This is a genomic window from Phytoactinopolyspora mesophila (assembly GCF_010122465.1).
GTDB classification, from domain to species: Bacteria; Actinomycetota; Actinomycetes; order Jiangellales; family Jiangellaceae; genus Phytoactinopolyspora; species Phytoactinopolyspora mesophila.
Genome location: NZ_WLZY01000006.1, coordinates 269,552 through 286,146 on the forward strand (window position 1 = coordinate 269,552; position 16,595 = coordinate 286,146).

At 64.8% G+C, this 16,595-nt stretch carries 19 protein-coding genes; 12 read left to right on the forward strand and 7 right to left on the reverse strand.

From position 1 onward, the window contains the following. Positions 1 to 17 precede the first annotated feature (17 nt). From F7O44_RS18345 to F7O44_RS18355, 3 genes are all read left to right on the forward strand, one after another. On the forward strand, positions 18 to 164 hold the full coding sequence (locus F7O44_RS18345; protein WP_162451720.1) for a hypothetical protein: 147 nt from the start codon (positions 18 to 20) through the stop codon (positions 162 to 164). Between the two features lie 63 nt (positions 165 to 227). Further along, positions 228 to 458 carry a hypothetical protein gene (locus F7O44_RS18350; protein WP_162451721.1) on the forward strand — a complete coding sequence of 77 codons (231 nt, stop codon included), beginning with the start codon at positions 228 to 230 and terminating at the stop codon, positions 456 to 458. Between the two features lie 24 nt (positions 459 to 482). Beyond that, a complete protein-coding gene (locus F7O44_RS18355) occupies positions 483 to 1,340 on the forward strand; it encodes an SDR family oxidoreductase (RefSeq protein WP_222851473.1) in 858 nt (285 codons plus the stop codon). On the opposite strand, the gene F7O44_RS18360 is transcribed toward F7O44_RS18355, so the two are convergent. Further along, on the reverse strand, positions 1,318 to 1,491 hold the full coding sequence (locus F7O44_RS18360) for a hypothetical protein (RefSeq protein WP_162451722.1): 174 nt from the start codon (positions 1,489 to 1,491) through the stop codon (positions 1,318 to 1,320). The genes F7O44_RS18355 and F7O44_RS18360 overlap by 23 nt on opposite strands. A gap of 201 nt (positions 1,492 to 1,692) precedes the next feature. On the opposite strand from F7O44_RS18360, the gene F7O44_RS18365 reads away from it, so the two are divergent. Together F7O44_RS18365 and F7O44_RS18370 are read left to right on the forward strand one after the other, a co-directional pair. After that, complete coding sequence (locus tag F7O44_RS18365; protein ID WP_162451723.1) at positions 1,693 to 2,169, forward strand: DUF892 family protein; 477 nt, start codon at positions 1,693 to 1,695, stop codon at positions 2,167 to 2,169. A 178-nt stretch (positions 2,170 to 2,347) separates the two neighbouring features. After that, the gene (locus F7O44_RS18370) at positions 2,348 to 2,854 is read left to right on the forward strand and encodes a DnaJ family domain-containing protein (RefSeq protein WP_162451724.1); all 507 of its coding nucleotides are present in this window, start codon (positions 2,348 to 2,350) and stop codon (positions 2,852 to 2,854) included. 3 nt (positions 2,855 to 2,857) lie between these two features. Here the strand turns inward: F7O44_RS18370 and F7O44_RS18375 are convergent, their stop codons facing one another. Continuing rightward, positions 2,858 to 3,937 carry a hypothetical protein gene (locus F7O44_RS18375; RefSeq protein ID WP_162451725.1) on the reverse strand — a complete coding sequence of 360 codons (1,080 nt, stop codon included), beginning with the start codon at positions 3,935 to 3,937 and terminating at the stop codon, positions 2,858 to 2,860. Between the two features lie 205 nt (positions 3,938 to 4,142). Between F7O44_RS18375 and F7O44_RS18380 the strand changes: the two genes are divergently transcribed. From F7O44_RS18380 to F7O44_RS18410, 7 genes are all read left to right on the forward strand, one after another. Next, positions 4,143 to 5,720 carry a TIGR03767 family metallophosphoesterase gene (locus F7O44_RS18380; RefSeq protein ID WP_162451726.1) on the forward strand — a complete coding sequence of 526 codons (1,578 nt, stop codon included), beginning with the start codon at positions 4,143 to 4,145 and terminating at the stop codon, positions 5,718 to 5,720. A 97-nt stretch (positions 5,721 to 5,817) separates the two neighbouring features. Next, on the forward strand, positions 5,818 to 6,051 hold the full coding sequence (locus F7O44_RS18385; RefSeq protein ID WP_187361430.1) for a hypothetical protein: 234 nt from the start codon (positions 5,818 to 5,820) through the stop codon (positions 6,049 to 6,051). 15 nt (positions 6,052 to 6,066) lie between these two features. Beyond that, the gene (gene frdA, locus F7O44_RS18390; protein ID WP_162451727.1) at positions 6,067 to 7,809 is read left to right on the forward strand and encodes a fumarate reductase (quinol) flavoprotein subunit; all 1,743 of its coding nucleotides are present in this window, start codon (positions 6,067 to 6,069) and stop codon (positions 7,807 to 7,809) included. A gap of 7 nt (positions 7,810 to 7,816) precedes the next feature. Continuing rightward, complete coding sequence (locus F7O44_RS18395; RefSeq protein ID WP_162451728.1) at positions 7,817 to 8,560, forward strand: succinate dehydrogenase/fumarate reductase iron-sulfur subunit; 744 nt, start codon at positions 7,817 to 7,819, stop codon at positions 8,558 to 8,560. Further along, the gene (locus tag F7O44_RS18400) at positions 8,557 to 8,958 is read left to right on the forward strand and encodes a fumarate reductase subunit C (protein WP_162451729.1); all 402 of its coding nucleotides are present in this window, start codon (positions 8,557 to 8,559) and stop codon (positions 8,956 to 8,958) included. The genes F7O44_RS18395 and F7O44_RS18400 overlap by 4 nt, the downstream gene beginning before the upstream one ends. Then, positions 8,959 to 9,312 carry a fumarate reductase subunit FrdD gene (gene frdD, locus F7O44_RS18405; protein WP_162451730.1) on the forward strand — a complete coding sequence of 118 codons (354 nt, stop codon included), beginning with the start codon at positions 8,959 to 8,961 and terminating at the stop codon, positions 9,310 to 9,312. Positions 9,313 to 9,433: 121 nt separating this feature from the next. Continuing rightward, positions 9,434 to 10,426, forward strand: a complete 993-nt coding sequence (locus F7O44_RS18410; RefSeq protein WP_162451731.1) for a LacI family DNA-binding transcriptional regulator — start codon at positions 9,434 to 9,436, stop codon at positions 10,424 to 10,426. A 137-nt stretch (positions 10,427 to 10,563) separates the two neighbouring features. On the opposite strand, the gene F7O44_RS18415 is transcribed toward F7O44_RS18410, so the two are convergent. Genes F7O44_RS18415 through F7O44_RS18435 form a run of 5 tightly spaced genes read right to left on the reverse strand, consistent with a single transcriptional unit; the run spans position 10,564 to position 16,552 of the window. Next, entirely contained in the window at positions 10,564 to 12,225 is a 1,662-nt protein-coding gene (locus F7O44_RS18415) for a glycerophosphodiester phosphodiesterase (RefSeq protein WP_162451732.1), read from the reverse strand. 37 nt (positions 12,226 to 12,262) lie between these two features. Beyond that, positions 12,263 to 13,090 carry a carbohydrate ABC transporter permease gene (locus tag F7O44_RS18420; RefSeq protein ID WP_187361431.1) on the reverse strand — a complete coding sequence of 276 codons (828 nt, stop codon included), beginning with the start codon at positions 13,088 to 13,090 and terminating at the stop codon, positions 12,263 to 12,265. 8 nt (positions 13,091 to 13,098) lie between these two features. Next, a complete protein-coding gene (locus F7O44_RS18425; protein ID WP_162451733.1) occupies positions 13,099 to 14,052 on the reverse strand; it encodes a carbohydrate ABC transporter permease in 954 nt (317 codons plus the stop codon). A 35-nt stretch (positions 14,053 to 14,087) separates the two neighbouring features. Next, positions 14,088 to 15,407 carry an ABC transporter substrate-binding protein gene (locus tag F7O44_RS18430; protein WP_162451734.1) on the reverse strand — a complete coding sequence of 440 codons (1,320 nt, stop codon included), beginning with the start codon at positions 15,405 to 15,407 and terminating at the stop codon, positions 14,088 to 14,090. 5 nt (positions 15,408 to 15,412) lie between these two features. Then, complete coding sequence (locus F7O44_RS18435) at positions 15,413 to 16,552, reverse strand: ABC transporter ATP-binding protein (protein WP_162451735.1); 1,140 nt, start codon at positions 16,550 to 16,552, stop codon at positions 15,413 to 15,415. Positions 16,553 to 16,595: the final 43 nt, after the last annotated feature.

Here is a 16,595-nt window from a genome sequence, read left to right on the forward strand (position 1 = left end):
GAGTGCGGGATCGGCCGGTGAGCTGGTATCTCGCCGGGCGGCGCTGGTCCTGGACGGTGGCCGTGGCGGTGGTGATCGTGCCGGCGGCGAGTGTCCTGTTGTCGACATCGGTCACCGTGCCCCGGGTGCTCTCCGGCCCGGCAGCGTGGGCGATAAACGCATAGCCGTGTGTAGCCGATGGAAGACCGGGTACCCGACAGATAGGAGACAATACTAGGAGGATCACGATGGCACAGACCGTGCAGAGCCCGGTGAAGGACAAGCACTACAACCTCGTGTCGGTGGTGCAAGCTTCGCTGCACTACGCGTGGCAGATGGAGACGTACATCTCAGACGCCGAAGAGGCGGGCGACACCGAGCTGGCCGAATGGTTCAGGAAGATTCAGCACAACAATCTCAAAGCCGGTGAGCAGGGAAAGGCGATGCTGATTCAGCGGCTCAGCCAGGAGCAATCCTGATCAGGTCCCGGGGAAGTACCACGCATGACGCCTGACATATCCCAGCAGCAAGCCAGGCCCGGCCGGACGGCTGCGATGTCGCCGCGGCCACGGGACGAGATGGCCGACTATGTCGGCCGTGGACTGTTGGAGGGGCGCACGGCGCTGATCACAGGCGGCGACTCCGGCATCGGCCGGGCCGTGGCGGTGGCTTTCGCCAAGGAAGGCGCCGATGTGAGCATCGCGTATCTCGAGGAGACCGACGACGCCCGGCACACTATCGACTTGATCTCTGACGCCGGCCGAGACAGCCTCGGGATGCCCGGCGACATGTCGCATGCCGAGCACTGCCGCGACGTCGTCGCCCGGACGGCCGCGGAGTTCGGCCGGATAGACATCCTGGTCAACAACCTGGCGTATCAGAGGCCTCAGAAGTCCCTCGAGGCTATCGACGACGAGCAATGGGACCGCACGTTCCGCACCAACGTCTACAGCTACTTCTGGGTCACCAAGGCAGCCTTGAAACACATCCCCGAGGGCGGATCGATCATCAACACGTCATCGGTCAACGGGTTGAGAGGCAACAGCTCTCTCATCGACTACGCCGCCACCAAGGGTGCGATCAACGCATTCACCTACTCGCTGGCACAGTCACTCGTTGACCGGCGGATCAGAGTCAACTGCGTCGCGCCGGGACCCGTGTGGACTCCACTGATCCCGTCGACGCTCCCCGCGGAGAGTGTGCAGAGGTTCGGGGAAGACACTCCCATGGGCCACACGTCGCACCCGGACGACATCGCGCCGTCCTACGTGTTCTTCGCCTCAGAGCGGCTGTCGGGCTACTACAGCGGCGAGATATTGGCGCCCACCGGCGGCGAGATCACCGCGGGTTGTCGTCCTTGAGTTTCTCTGTGCCTTCTTTGATGTCGGTCGGGACACGGCGGCCTTTCGCCTCCTCCGCGGGCGTCTCATCCGCGGGACGCGAAGCCACCGGGGCCGGAGCCTCGTTCTCGATGTTTCGTTCCGGGTGCTGGCCTTTGTATTTGCCGCCCATGATGTCTCCCTATGTCAGTTGCGCCACGAATGAACGACGAGTCCGGCGTATTCCGATACCCCGCCCTGACGATCGCATGCAAGGGAACCGTGACTCGGAGAAGCCAGCTGGTGCGGTGTGCTGATGCCGCCTGTGGCTGTTTCGGACGTGTCCCGGCGGGTAGTGCGGGGAGAAGTACACATCACCAGGGGAGGAGTTGCGATGAACAACCGGGAACGAGTGATCTCTTGGCTCAACGACGCCTACGCGATGGAACAAGCTCTGGAGGAGAATCTCAAGCGCCACGCTGATGACGCCAAGGACGACGAAGAGGTGAGATCGCGCATACAACAGCACATTCAGGAGACCCGCCATCAGGCGGAGACGGTCCGTGGCTGCATCGAGTCGATGGGCGGTGAGGTTTCCAGAACGAAGAGCGTCCTGGCGGGAATGTTCGGCGGAATGCAGGGTATGGCGAACCGGTTCGTCGAAGACACGATGCTGAAGAACGCGATCGCCGACTATGCTGCCGAACATTTCGAGATCGCCTCGTACAAAGCGCTGATCGCGGCTTGCAAGGAGATCGGCGAAGACGAAGTGGCGGAGAAGCTGACCAATATTCTGCACGAGGAAGAAGAAATGGCCGCGTTCATCGAAGAGAAGCTCTCCGGAGCTGTCCAGCATGCGATGTCCGGCTGAGCGCAGAAGGTGACCGCAACACAGAGTGTCTTCGACGGATACGACCTCATACCGCAGGGCAGGGCGACCACAACTGGGACCATCGCACGCGTCGATCGGTCTCGGACGCCCCAGATATGCTGGAACCGGTCGAGAGCAGGGGATGATGTCCTCGAGTGCGCTTGCGGGAGGTTGACCCATGACACAGCGCAAACCGGCAGGTATGGGGTTCGAATCGTGGATCGATCGGCAGATCCGCGAGGCGGAAGAACGTGGTGAGTTCGATGATCTTCCGGGCGCGGGTAAGCCTCTGACCAATCTCGGCCGGTCTAACGATGAGATGTGGTGGATCCGGGAGAAGCTCGAACGGGAAGGGCTATCCACCGATGCGGTTCTGCCCACGCCGTTGAAGTTGCGCAAAGAGGTCGACCAATTGCCGGAGATCGTGCGTGGGCTGCCGACAGAGGACGACGTACGCGCCGCTGTGGAAGAGGTCAACGAGCGGATCAAGGCGTACTGGCGAGACCCGTCGAGTTCGATGGGCCCCCAGGTGCCGGTGGCACCAGCGGACGTGGAGAAGGTCGTGGAGCGGTGGCGCGCCGAACGTGCCGGCAGCGCCGGGAACCAACCCGAGCCCGTACCTGAGCCCTCGGCGCCGGCACAGCCCAAACCCCGGCGGCGCTGGTGGAAAAGATCGGGCGGCTGAACGCTACGTCTCGGCTTCGCCGCGGATGCCGGCCAGTGTTTTGGTGACGTGGTCGAGTTCACCCAGGTACGGGTCCGGTGTCCTGGCGGCGAGTTTGCCAAGTATCTGCTGTGCTTGTCCCAGCTTCCGCTCGGCGGTATCGAAGTCGTCGGCATGAAGGGAGCAGGTGCCCAGCAGCTTGAGCGTGGTGGCCAGATCCGGCAGGTAGTCCGGATCCATCTCTACCAACGACCACAGGCGCGTTTCGGCCTCCGACGCGTACGTGAAGGCGCTTCGGTAGTTGCCGAGCGACAGGCAGGTGCCGCCAAGTCTGAGGGCGATGCTGGCGTAGATCGAAACGGAGGCGACGGGCTCGAGCTGTGCGAGGCGCTCGCACACGTCGTAGGCCTCGCGCAGAGCGGCGAACGAGTCGTCCGGGTGCGTGAAGGTGAGGCTGAGCGCTTCCAGCGCTTGCGCCAGCTGGAGTAAGGACAACGCGTCCGAGTCTTCGGCCACCTGCCGGAAGATGTGCACCGACTCGGTGAACGCTCCTACCGCCTGGGTTGGTCCTTCGACGCTGGCCAGATTGTGGCCGTGGACCTTCAACGCCGCTGCCAACCTGGACGCATGGGCGGCGGGAGAGTGCTCGACCGCCGCCGTCAGCACGGCGACCAGTTGCTCGGATGCTGCCAGCGCATCGGACAACGAGCGGCCGTTCGCGCGGTCCTCTAGCTCGCCCAACTGGGCTTCGCTGGGTTTCCGGTCAGGTTCAGCCGCCTGGACCTTCGGTGTGGGTTCGCCCCCGGCGACTCGCTGCAGATCCGCCATGAAGTCGCTGAGCTCGAGATGGAAGCCGGGGTCACCAGCCGCGGCCTGTTCCAAGGTGGCCATCAGCTCTTCCAGGACATCGTCGCTGATCTGGTCTTCGCCGACCTCGACGCGTAGCCGTTCGAGATTGGGGTCGTCGCCCAGTTTGGCGAACACCGCTGCCCGCAGACCGTCGAGACTGGTCTTCTCGTGGGTAGACAGATGGAGGCCGGCGGTATTGAAGCTGCGCATCAACAGCAGTGTGGCCATGGCGGAGGCGAGTGGGGCACGTGCCACGGCTGGTCTCCAAACGCTGACAGTCGGAGATCAATTCATACCGCACGATATCGGGGCCCACAACTCCATCGGCGATGTGGCGCAGATCGGCCGTCCGGGGCGGCGCGAACGGGAGCGCAAGGGTTTGCGAACATGGTCATGAGGTATAGATCCGGGGCGAGGTCCGTTCCGTGTGACATCTTGACCGGTGACGAAGGAGTGACAGGTGCCGTGCGATCGATCCATCCTCACCACCACTGACCGGACCATACGGCGTGGACGCGTCGAGCGTACGGGCAATGCGCAGGAGTACTACTCGCTGCGGTACGCGTCGGGCGAGGCGCACATAGTCCGCACCGACCTGGGTGGTCGCCGGACCGGCTCGCTGGGCCGAAGCCTGGGTTACATCGCCCATGTCACCGATGTCCAGTTGCTTGATGTCCAGTCACCGGCCCGGCTGGAGGCCGTCCACGAACTCGGTGACCGGCCGGACGTGGGGCCGTTGCTGCCGATGTGGCGCCCTCAGGAACTGCTCGCCGCACACGCTACCGACGCATTGGTACGCACCCTCAACGCAGCCCGGATCAGCCCGCTCACCGGTGCCTCCCTCGACCTGGCGTTGACGACTGGAGACAACGTCGACAACATGCAGTGGAACGAGGTCCAGGCCTACCTGGGGCTGCTCTCCGGTGGGCCCGTATCGATGGACTCCGGCGGAACGGCCTACGAGGGCGTGCAGGACGGAGCTGTCACCTGGGCGTGGGATCCGGAACGTGCCGACTCAGCCTGGGCGCTGGATCACGGCTTCCCGCCAGTGCCCGGGCTTGTCGAGGCTGGTCTGCGGCGCTTCACCGCCGCTGGATTCGACGTGCCCTGGTTGACCTGTTACGGCAATCACGACGGGTTGGTGCAGGGCAGAACCCGGATCACCGCCGAACTCGCAAAGATCATGATCGGCGAACGCAAGGTCTACGGCTTCCCGGCAGGGGAGCTGGGCGACTTCGTGCGGGACCCGCTGCCGTTGTTTTCCGGGCCGGCCCGGGCGGTCGACGCGAGCGAGGACCGCCGGCCGGTGGAGCGGCCGGAGTTCGTCCGCGCGCACTTCGACGAAGGTGGCTTGCCCGACGGGCATGGTTTCACCAAGAAGAACCTGGACACCGGCACCGCGTACTACGCCTATGACGGCATATCCGGCGTCCGGATCATCGTCCTGGACACCACCAATCCGGGTGGTCACTACGAAGGCAGTATCGACGAGACACAGCTGGCCTGGCTCCAGCGACGCCTGTCGGAGGTGCACGGCGGGTCCGACGATCGACTGGTCGTGATCGCCTCACATCATCCGCGCAGCAGCATGACCAACACACTTCCGGTGCCTCCCGGACACGCTGATGCCGGCCGCCGAGTGCTTGGCGACGAGCTGGCGGCAACGCTGGAGCGATTCCCGAACGTCGTGGCCTGGGTCAGTGGACACACTCATCGTCACCACGTACGCCCGTGGCGGCACGCCAAAGGCGGCTTCTGGGAGATCACCACCGGCTCGGTGATGGAATGGCCGAGCCAGGCGCGGCTGCTGGAGATCGTCGAGAACGACGACGAGACGCTCTCGCTCGTCTCCACCATCGTCGACCACTCCGCGCCGGTCACGCCTGAGGGGATCGATACACCGGACGGACTAGCCGCATGGCACCGCGAACTCGCGGCGAACAGCCCGTACAGCGTGGGCGGTGTGGATGCAGGGGGAGAACCGACGGATCGCAACGTCGAGCTGGTGCTGGCCGATCCCCGGGTACGCGGCCGATGATGGTCTGCTCGCGGGGCCCTTTTCCCGGATCGCGAGTGGTGGGATAATGAGTCAAACTGCGTGACGCCCAGCCAATTGTCGAGGGATGTGGTGGGCGATGACAGTCACGAGCGACCGCTTCACAGCGAAGCTTGCGCCTTGTGGGCGCATCCAGGGCGGGGAACACCGCGAAAGCCGGGACGAGCAGGGTTTGTCCAACGACGAAACCCGGTTCACGTGCGGCTGCAGGACCAGCCGTGAGGAGTACCACGACGGCAGCATCGAGCACGTGGTGATCCGACACGACGGCAAGCTGCTGAGCCACGAAACGATCGGCGAACGCGGGGCCTGACGCCCCGGGGTGCCCATGACGACGGCACACGATGTCGTCCTCGTCGGCGGCGGCGGAGCAGGCCTACGCGCTGCTATTGCCGTCGCCGAGATGAACCTTGATCTTGACGTCGCGATCGTCTCGAAGGTCTACCCGATGCGTAGTCATACGGTGTCGGCCGAGGGCGGGGCGGCCGGCGTCGTCGGTAAGGACGACAGCCTCGATGAGCATGCTTATGACACCGTCTCGGGCAGTGATTGGCTCGCCGACCAGGACGCGGTAGAACTGTTCGTCGAGGAAGCACCGCGTGAGCTGCTCCGTCTTGAACACTGGGGTTGCCCTTGGAGCCGTGAGCCGGACGGACATATCGCGGTGCGCCCGTTCGGCGGCATGAAGAAGAAGCGCACCTGGTTCGCCGCGGACAAAACCGGCTTCCACATGCTGCACACGCTGTTCCAGACGTCGCTGAAGTACGGCACGATCCACCGTTACGACGAGTGGTTCGTCACCAAGCTGCTGGTCGACGACGGCCGGGTGCAGGGCGTCGTCGCGATCGAACTGTCGACCGGCCGGATTGAGACCATCACCGCCAAGGCGGTGATCCTTGCCACCGGCGGCTGCGGACGAGTCTTTCCGTTCACCACGAACGCGGCGATCAAGACCGGCGACGGCATGTCGTTGGCCTACCTTGCCGGCGCGCCGCTCAAAGACATGGAATTCGTGCAGTACCACCCGACCGGCCTGCCATTCACCGGCATCCTGATCACGGAGGCCGCCCGTGCCGAGGGCGGCTGGCTGCTCAATTCTGAAGGCTACCGCTACCTGCAGGACTATGACCTCGGTAGACCGGAGCCGACGGCAGTGATGCGCAGCATGGAACTCGGGCCTCGTGACCGGCTTTCGCAGGCGTTCGTCCACGAGGTGGAGAAGGGACGCGCCATCGACACGCCGTACGGGCCGGTGGTCAACCTCGATCTGCGCCACCTTGGGAAGGAGGTCATCGATAACAAGATCCCGTTCGTCCGCGAGCTATGTCTCAAGTACCAGAACGTTGACCCTGCCACCGAACTCGTCCATGTCCGGCCGGTCGTCCACTACATGATGGGTGGGGTCCATACCGACATCGACGGCACAACGCCGATCGACGGTCTGTACGCCGCTGGTGAGGTGGGATGCGTGAGCATCAACGGGGCCAACCGGCTGGGCTCGAACTCGTTGCCGGAGCTGCTGGTCTTCGGCGCGCGGGCCGGTCGGGCCGCCGCCGGGTACGCGGCGAGCGCTCCGGGACCCAGCCGCGCCGGTCTCGCCCAGGCCGACGACGAGCACCGGCGGATCTGGCGCGATCTGAGAGGCAGGCGTAGACACAGCGCCGAGAGGATCGCGGATATTCGGGAGGAGATGCAGCACACGATGGAGGGCTGCGCAGGCATCTACCGGTCCGGCGACTCGCTCACCAAGGCGGTCGACTCGCTGCGCGAGTTACAGGCGCGGCTCGGGGAAGCAACGCTCGACGACCGAACCGCCACGTTCAACACCGAACTGCCGGCCCTCCTCGAGCTGTCGGCGATGCTCGATGTCGCTGAGACGATCGTCCAGTCGGCCCTGCGTCGCGAAGAGTCGCGAGGTGCGCACCAGCGCACAGACCATCCGGCGCGTGACAACGAACGCTTCTTGGCTCATTCGCTTGCGTCGCGGGCGGCGGACGGTTCGTGCCACGTGACGTACCTGCCGGTCACCATCACCCGATGGCCGGTGGGCGAACGCGTTTACGGGAGGTGAGCATCCGGTGGCTGAATCCATCACCTTGGAGGTGACGCGTTACCAGCACGACGTGGACGACGAGCCTTGGACGCAGGAGTACGATATCCCGCTGCGTGAGAACTGGGTGGTTCTGGACGGGCTCAACCACATCAAGGACCGTTTGGACGGGACTTTGTCGTACCGGTGGTCGTGCCGGATGGGAATCTGTGGCAGCTGCGGCATGATGGTCAACGGCGAGCCGCAGCTGACCTGCGCGGCATTCCTGTTCGACTATGCGCCCGGGCCGATTCGGGTGGAGCCCTTGGCCAACTTCCCGGTGGTTCGGGATCTCATCGTCGATATCGGCGACTTCATGGAGAAACTGCCGCGGGTCTCGCCGTGGATCGTGCGTGAGGAGGAACAGCCGACCTCGGAGGGCGAGTATCTGCAGACGCCGGCCGAACTCGACGAGTACAAGCAATACAGCATGTGCATCAACTGCATGTTGTGCTATTCGGCGTGCCCCGTCTACGGGATCGACCCCGACTTCGTGGGGCCGGCAGCGATCGCATTGGCCCAGCGCTACAACCTCGACTCCCGGGACGAGGGTGCCGCCGAGCGACTCGAGACGTTGATCCATCCGGACGGTCTGTGGGCCTGTACCTACGTCGGCGAGTGCACGACGGCCTGCCCCAAGGATGTCGACCCGGCCGGTGCCATTCAACGTTACAAGCTGAGCGCCGCCATCGAGACGGCCAAGTCCTATCTGTTGCCGGGACGCGAGTCATGACCGGCGTGCCTGCTCGGCCGCGTGGGTACCGGCAGCAGCCGTCGCTCTGGTGGTGGATGCACAAGCGCTCGTACACGCTGTTCATCCTTCGTGAGCTGAGTTCGGTCTTCGTTGCCTGGTTCGTCCTGTTCCTCCTGCTGTTGGTCTACGCGGTCGCGGGAGGAGCGGAGCGGTACCAAAGCTTTCTGGACTCGGCGGCGAACCCGGTGGTGATCGGCCTCAATGCCGTTGCGCTGGCCTTCGTGTGTCTTCATGTCGTCACGTGGTTCAATCTCACCCCACAGGCCATGCCCGTACGTGTGCGTGGCCGACGGGTTCCGTCGGCGGTGATCGTTGGATCGGAATACCTCGCCCTGGCGATCGTGTCGGCTTTCGTGGCGTGGCTGGTGGTGGGCTAGATGCCGAAACGACAGGTCGAGCCCTTCGCCTGGCTGGCGTTCAGCGCGGGTGGCGTGATGGCGGCGTTGTTCGTCCCGATGCTTCTCTTCCTCTTCGGGTTGGCGTTCCCCTTGGGCTGGATCTCGGCTCCGAGCCACCCGGAGCTATTGGACCTGCTGAGTCATCCCGTCAGCCGGATCGTTCTGCTTGGCGTCTGCGTACTGGCGTTGCTTCACTTCGCGCACCGCTTCCGGTACACACTGCACGATGGTCTGCAGTTGAAGGCGATGACTGGGGTGATCGGCGCGGCGTGTTACGGCTGCGCCGTCCTCGGCTCCGTAGCCGCGGCCTACCTGCTGGTGATCTACCTCTGAGATGGTCCGGTGCGGGCGGGCTTTGCTGCGACTTGGGGTCTGGAACTTCGATTCGGCGCTAAATCGATATAGCCTCATCTTGCTGCCATCTCGCGGCAGCCGGCTATCTGAAGGGGGTCCGATGGCGCATCCGCCGAGCATCAAGGATGTTGCGCGGGAAGCAGGTGTCTCGCCCACCTTAGCGAGTTTCGCGCTCAACGGACGTGAAGGTGTGGGGGAGAAGACGCGCCAGCGCATCCTTGCTGTGGCCGCGGAGCTCGGCTATCGCGGAAATCCGTATGCCCGTGCGCTGCGAACCGGCAGCAGCAACTCCTTCGGACTGCTGATCCGCAACCTCGGTAACCCGATCTTCCTCGACGTCATCGCGGGTGCGCAGGAAGCCGCCATCGAATCGGAGACGACGGTCCTGGTGGCCGATTCGGACTACTCATTCGATCGCGAGCGCCAGCACATCGAGCGCTTCGCGGCCAACCGGGTCGACGGGCTCGCCATCGCGCCGGTTGGACCAGGGGAGTCGGTCGAGCTCTGGCACGAGCTGCGGCCGGGCGCTCCAACAGTGGTGCTTTACGCGACGGCGCAAGGCCTCGACAACGTGATTCGGGTGGGCCCCGACGCGCGGCGGGCGGTGCGCCTCGCCGTCGAGCACCTGGTCGAATATGGTCACCGGGACATCGCGTTCCTGACCGCGCCCCCGGAACTGATGGCCGACCATGATCGGCTGGCGGAGCTGGAAGTGGTGTGTGCCGAACTTGGTATCACCCCCCGCCCGGTCGCCACACTGCTCAATCTCACCGCGGTGACCGAGCGGACCACGAAGCTGCTGTCCGGCCCCGGCGCGCCCACCGCGGTGATCACCAACTCCGACTACACCGCGCACGGTGTGTATCTCGCCGCCCGCGAATGTGGCCTGGTCATCGGACGAGACCTCAGTGTGGTGGGGCACGACGACCTGCCGACGGCTGCCTTGCTGGACCCACCGCTCACCACCATCACGATGGACGGGCGCGCACTCGGCCGGGCACTGGTCGCGCGCCTGCGCCAGTCCGACCAGACCGACCATGCTGAATCGGTCGGCCTGGTCGTCCGGCGCTCGACGGGCCCCGCACCCAGCTGACGACGCGAGCTCGGCGCGTAGAACTCCGGAAGATGGATTCTCTCCATGGTGTGGTGGGCATCAGCGAGGGAGGCCGATGGCGCAGCCTCCCTCCGACCGAGTCTGCTGGGCGAGGAGAGAATCCATCTGCCGGAGCCCTAGCCGTTCAGCTCCGCATGCAGCTGGGTCGCGTACTCCTCGTCGCCGCCGGTGCCGCTGGCGCCGATACGCCACTTGCCGCCGTCGTACTCACCGGCCGGCCAGTCGCGCCCACCACTCTCCCAGTGGGGCGTCCAGGCGATGAAGTTGTGCGCGGTGGAGAAGAACACGTCGTCGTCGGCCCAGGCGGAGCCGTCCTGGTACGCGGCGACGACCGTCAGGTTGTCGTCCCACGCAACGGTCCAGTCGGACATCGGCATGGCATGGCTGCGTTCCCGGTCGAGAATCTCGTTGTCGCCGATCCGCGGCAGGCCGGTGTCGAGGCCCCAGCCGACCTGGTAGACCGGCTCGGACGTCTCACCGTTGACATGCCAGGTCATTTCGTGGTCGAACCATTCGTCCTCGAAACGGAACTCCCAATCCACCTCGATCGGCTCGCCGAGCATGGGAATGCCGAGCAGGCTCAGCTCCCGGCCGTCGTCGGACTGCACGATCTCAGCCGGCTCGCCGATGGGCAGGACCGGGCTGAACTGGCCGACGCCCACGAACGGCACGGTGCCGCGCGTGGTGTGGTTGAGGATCTCGCGGTGTTGCCCCTGCCCGGACGGGTCGAAGCCGAGATTGACGATCCGGGTGTCGGGCGAGGTCGAGAGCACCAGCCGGTAGTGGCTGGATTCGAACACGATGTCTTCGGCGTCGTCCTCCGGAGGTTCGAACTCCAGCCCGAGCAGGCCGTGGTCGATCATCTCCCGCAGCATGTCCGGGTAGTCCGTGGCAACAGCGGCGGCGCCGAGATCGTAGGCGTCGTACATCCGGCCGGCGTCGTTCAACGTGTAGAGACCGAAGTTGAACCCGAGGTCATGCAGGTCGTCGTGCAGCCGCGGGTTGTTCGCGACGTTGTCGAAGGCGGTGATCATCCAGTCGGTGTACTCGGCTGTCTCCTCGAGCGCCTCCCGGCTGGGGATGTTCCCGGCGCCCCACATGGGCACGAAGGTGATGCCGTCCGGTGCGATCGGCATGAAGTCTTCGGTGAGCCATTCCCGGTCGAAGGCGAGCACCTGGATGAGTCCGCGCTTCAGCGCCCCGGGGAGGTATCCGGGCACGGCCTCGAGTTCCTCGATGATCCGCTCGGATATCCCGGGGTAAAGGTGTGGCGACTTCACGTCCAGCTGGACACCCGCGCGATGATTGATGAGCTCGATCGCCTCGCGCAGAGTCGGGACCTCTTCACCGGTGAAGCGCGGGTTGAATGGGCTGCCGGCATCGAGCTGTTTGATCTCGTCCAGGGTGAAGTCGCGTACCCGCCACGGAGCTCGGTCAGGGAAGAGCTCCCGGACGTTCGTGGTCGTGTCGAGGACGGTGTCGTGAACAAGCACGATCTCGTCGTCGGCGGTCAAGTGCAGGTCGAATTCGATGAAATCGGCCTTCTGCTTGATCCCGAGAGAGAAGGCGGTGAGCGTGTTCGACGGCGCCATACCTGATGCGCCCCGGTGGGCGGCGATGAGCATTTCGCCGGATGAATCAGCTGGCTTCTTCGTGTGTTGCACTTCGTCTGGACTGGCGGACGCTGCTGCGAACAGCGCTGCCGCGGTCGCGACCACGACGGCGAGCACAACGGCGATACCGCGCCTCAACGTCCTCGATACGGCTAACGAACCCATGTGAACGGCCTCCCTTTTCAGTGGCGGCTGGCGGGGGTTACTTGATCCCAGAGCGCATAAAGCTCTGGATGAACTGCCGCTGAGTGAGCAGGAACAACGCGAGCAGCGGCGCGACGACGATGACGGTCCCTGCGGTGAGCGAGGCGAAGTCGATTCCGGTCTCGGGGGAGAGGAAACGCACGATCCCGACCGTGATCGGGCGGGACTCCGGCGAGCGGGTGATGACCAGCGGCCAGAGGAAGTTGTTCCAATGGAAGCTGATCGACACCAGACCGAACGCGACGATGGTCGGGCGGGCGATCGGCACGTAGACCTTCCACAACGTCTCCAGCCGGGAGGCACCTTCGATCTCGGCCGCTTCGACCAGTTCGCTGGGGACCGTCTTGAACTGCTGCCGAAGGAGGAAGATGCAGAACGCGCTCGCCGCGTACGGGATGGCGATACCGGGGATCGTGTCTTGTAGCCCGAGGTTGGAGACCAGCCGGTAGTTCTCCGTCAGCAGGATCTCCGGGAAGATCATCAGCTGTAGCAAGACGAAGGCGAACACGATGTCCCGGCCCGGGAACGTGTAGCGAGCGAGCGCATACGCGGCCAGCACGCCGAGGATCAACTGGACGACGACCAGACTGCTGACCAAGATCACCGTATTCATGAAGTACCGGTCGAACGGCGCGGCGTTCCACACCGACTCCACGTGGTCGAACGTCCAGCCCTGGAACGGGTTGAGGGTCAAGGCCACCGCGGGTTGCCGGAACGCCGCCCAGAACACGTACAAGAGCGGCGCGATCCAGAGGAATCCGAGCAGCCAGGCCATCCCGACTTCGATCTTGTCGGAGATGCGCGGCAACAGCGTTGTACGGTTCATCTACTCGCCTACCGGTAGTGGATGCGACGTTCGAACAGACGGATTTGAATGAGCGCCAGGACGATCAGGATGAGCACGAGCACCACGGTGATCGCCGCGGCGTACTCGGGCCGGCGCTGCGGGAACGTGGTCTGCCAGATGTAGTAGAGCAACATGTTGCTGGCGTTGTTCGGCCCGCCCTGAGTCGTCACGAAGATGAAGTCCACCTGCTTGAAGCTGTTGGCGAGCCCGACGATCGAGGTGAACAGCGTGGTCGGCATCAGCAACGGGAAGGTGACTCTGCGGAAGTGGTACCAGCGCCCGGCACCTTCCAGCTGGCTGGCTTCGTCGAGCTCAGGAGAGATGAGCTGCAGCCCCGCCAGGTAGAAGAGCATGAACAACCCGGCTTGGTGCCAGATCATCATCACCATGAGCGCCGGCAGCACCGTCGACGGGTTGCCCAGCCAGTTCTGTCCTTCGAAGCCGAGCCATCGGGCGATCGTGTTGAGTGCGCCGAAGTTGGGCTGGTAGAAGAACAGCCAGATCGCCGCGGCGGCGACTACCGGGAGCATCGCGGGCGTGAAGTATGCCAGCCGAAGCAGGCCCCGCCCGCGGAGCTTCTTGTTCACCAGCACCGCCATCAGCATTGCCACAGCGATGCTCACGGGAACAGTGATGAAGGAGAACAATAGGTTGTTGATGAGGCTCCGCCGGAAGACGGCGTCGCCCATCATCTGCTCGTAGTACGCCGGCCCGATGCCTCCGTCGATCCCTGGCTCTTGAAGGCTGCTCCACAGCGCGCTGATCGCCGGGAACACCGTGAAACCGCCGAGGAAGAGCAACGACGGCACCATCAGGAGCCAGGCGAAGACCGGGTTGGGTATCCGCCGGAGGTGATGGAGCGGACCCTGGCGGGGCCGGGAGAAGGTCGGCAGGACCTCCTCCGCGGCTTCGCCGGGCGGGCGCTCTTGAATGGTCGCCATAGGGTTGTTGTGGTCTCGTTCCACGGGGCGCGGGCTCAGTTCTGGTACGGGCCGAGGACGTTGTCGGCCTGTTCCTGGGCGTGGCGCATGGCTTCCTCCGCCGTGGTATCGCCCACGATGGCGCCCTGGAGCGCGTCGGTGACGATCTCGTAGATCTGACCACGGGCATAGGTCGTGAGCTCCCGGACCGCGTATTCGAGCTGGTCACGAGCGACGGCTGCCTCCGGGAAGTCGGCGACGTACTCCTGCATCGCCTCGGTCTCCCAGGCCTCTGGCAACGGAGCAACGTACCCAGTCGCGATACCCCACTCGGCGGCCTGCTCCGGCTGGGTGAGGAAGCGGATCAACCGCATGGCGGCGATCTGCTCGGCCTCAGATGCGTCGGCGAAGAGGAAGAAGTTGCCGCCGCCGGTGGGCGAACCGCGGCGCACGCCCTCGGGCAACATGTCGACGCCGAAGTCGAACGACGCGTTGTCGCGAACGTTGGTGAGGTTGCCGGTGGTGGTCCAGATCATCGCGACCTGCTCCTGGAGGAAGTCCTCCGGGGTGGTGCCCCAGTCGACGATGCCGGGCGGGTGCACGCCGTGGTCCTGAGACAGGGACAACCAGAACTCGAGAGCCTCGATCACCTGGGGCTGGTCGAGGTACACCTCGGTGCCATCCGCGCTGACGATCTCAACGTCGTTCTGGGTGGTGAACGCCTGGAAGAGCCAGTACGGGAAGCCGGATGACGGCATCTGGACACCCCAGCGCGCATCCGTTTCCGCTTGCACCTGCTCGGCGATCTCGATCATCTCGTCCCAGGTTTGCGGCGCGTGATCGGGATCGAGGCCGGCTTCCTCGAACAGGTCCTTGTTCCAGTACTGCACGATGGTCGAGCGCTGGAACGGGATACCCCAGGTCCGGCCTTCGGGGTCCCGGCTGTTGGCCATAAAGGCGTCGTAGAACGAATCGAGCCAGGCTCGTTCTTCATCCGTGGACACCACGTCGTCGAACGGCACGATCATGTCGTCGTCGATCAGCTGGAACATGTCCGAAGACAGCAGCACGGAAGTCACCGGGGCGTCGCCACCGTCGACCGCGGTCTGCACCGCGACGATCGTCTCGTCATAGTTGCCGCTGTACACGGCTTGCACCGAGATCTCCGGGTTCTCACTCTCGAAGTCGTCGATCAGCCCGTCGACGACGTCCTGGAGCGGGCCCCCCACGGCGATCGGGTAGTACATCGTGATCTCGATCGGGTTGTCCGCCGTTGCTTCCTCGAGCGCGGATTCTCCGTCGTCCGATCCGCAGGCAGCGATCAAGAGCGCAAGCGCCGAGATTGCGGCGACCGCGGATGCCGGGCGTGTACGCATTCGTCTCATCCCTTCATGAACTGGCGGTTCTCGGATGTGGTGGCGCCAGTGGCGGCGTCCCATCCGGGAACTCGTTGACCGGACTCCGCATCGAACAGGTGCAGGTCTTGGAGGCGGAACCCGATGCGGTAGCGGGCGCCGTCGTCGAGCGGGTAGTTCGCGTGCAGACGCGCGATCAGCGGGGCGGGGCCGCCGACGTCGAACCTGGCGAGCTGGTCGGCGCCGAGGAGCTCGACGGTTTTCAGCGTCGTCTCGAACTGGTGATCGCCAGCCTCGAGCGTGATGTCTTCGGGACGGACACCGAGAAGCACGCGGGCGGGCAGTTCGGTGACGCCGGCCGGGAGTGGAACGCGGATGACGCCGGCGTCAGTGGCGACATGCCCGTCGGCCACCTCAGCCTCGAGTAGGTTCATCGGCGGCGAGCCGATGAACCGGGCGACCGAGGCCCGGGTGGGCCGCTGGAACAGCGTGCGGGGAGGATCGATCTGGTCGACCTGCCCGCCCCGCATCACGACGACGCGGTCGGCCATCGTCATCGCCTCGACCTGGTCGTGGGTCACGTAGACCACCGTCAGGCCCAGGTCACGCTGAAGCTGGCGGAGGTCGACGCGCATCTGCTGGCGCAGCTTGGCATCGAGATTGGACAGCGGCTCGTCCATCAAGATCAGGGAGGCTCCGGAGACGAGTGCGCGGCCCAGCGCCACCCGTTGCCGCTGGCCACCAGAGAGCTGCGCTGGCCTGCGGTCAAGATATGGGGTCAGCTCCAGCAACTCGGCCGTCTGCTCGAGCCGGCGCCGGCGCTCGGACTTCTCGACGCGGCGGACCTTCAGCCCGAACATGATGTTCTCGGCGATCGACAGATGCGGGAACAAGGCGTAGTTCTGAAACACCATGGCGAGCTTGCGGCGGGAGGCGGGTACGTCGTTGACCACCTGCCCATCGATGAGGATCTGCCCGTTCTGGGCGTCCTCCAGCCCAGCGATCAGCCGTAGGCTGGTCGACTTCCCGCAGCCGCTCGGGCCCAGCAAGACGACGAACTCTCCAGACTTCGCTTCAAAAGAGACGTCGAAGAGCACCTGGGTCGGTTCTTCTCGCCCCGACTGGTAGAACTTGTCGATCCCGCGAAGTTCCACACTCGAAGACATCGCTCCCCTGTTCGTTGGTGCCCGGCGCGGCCTGACGCGCTGT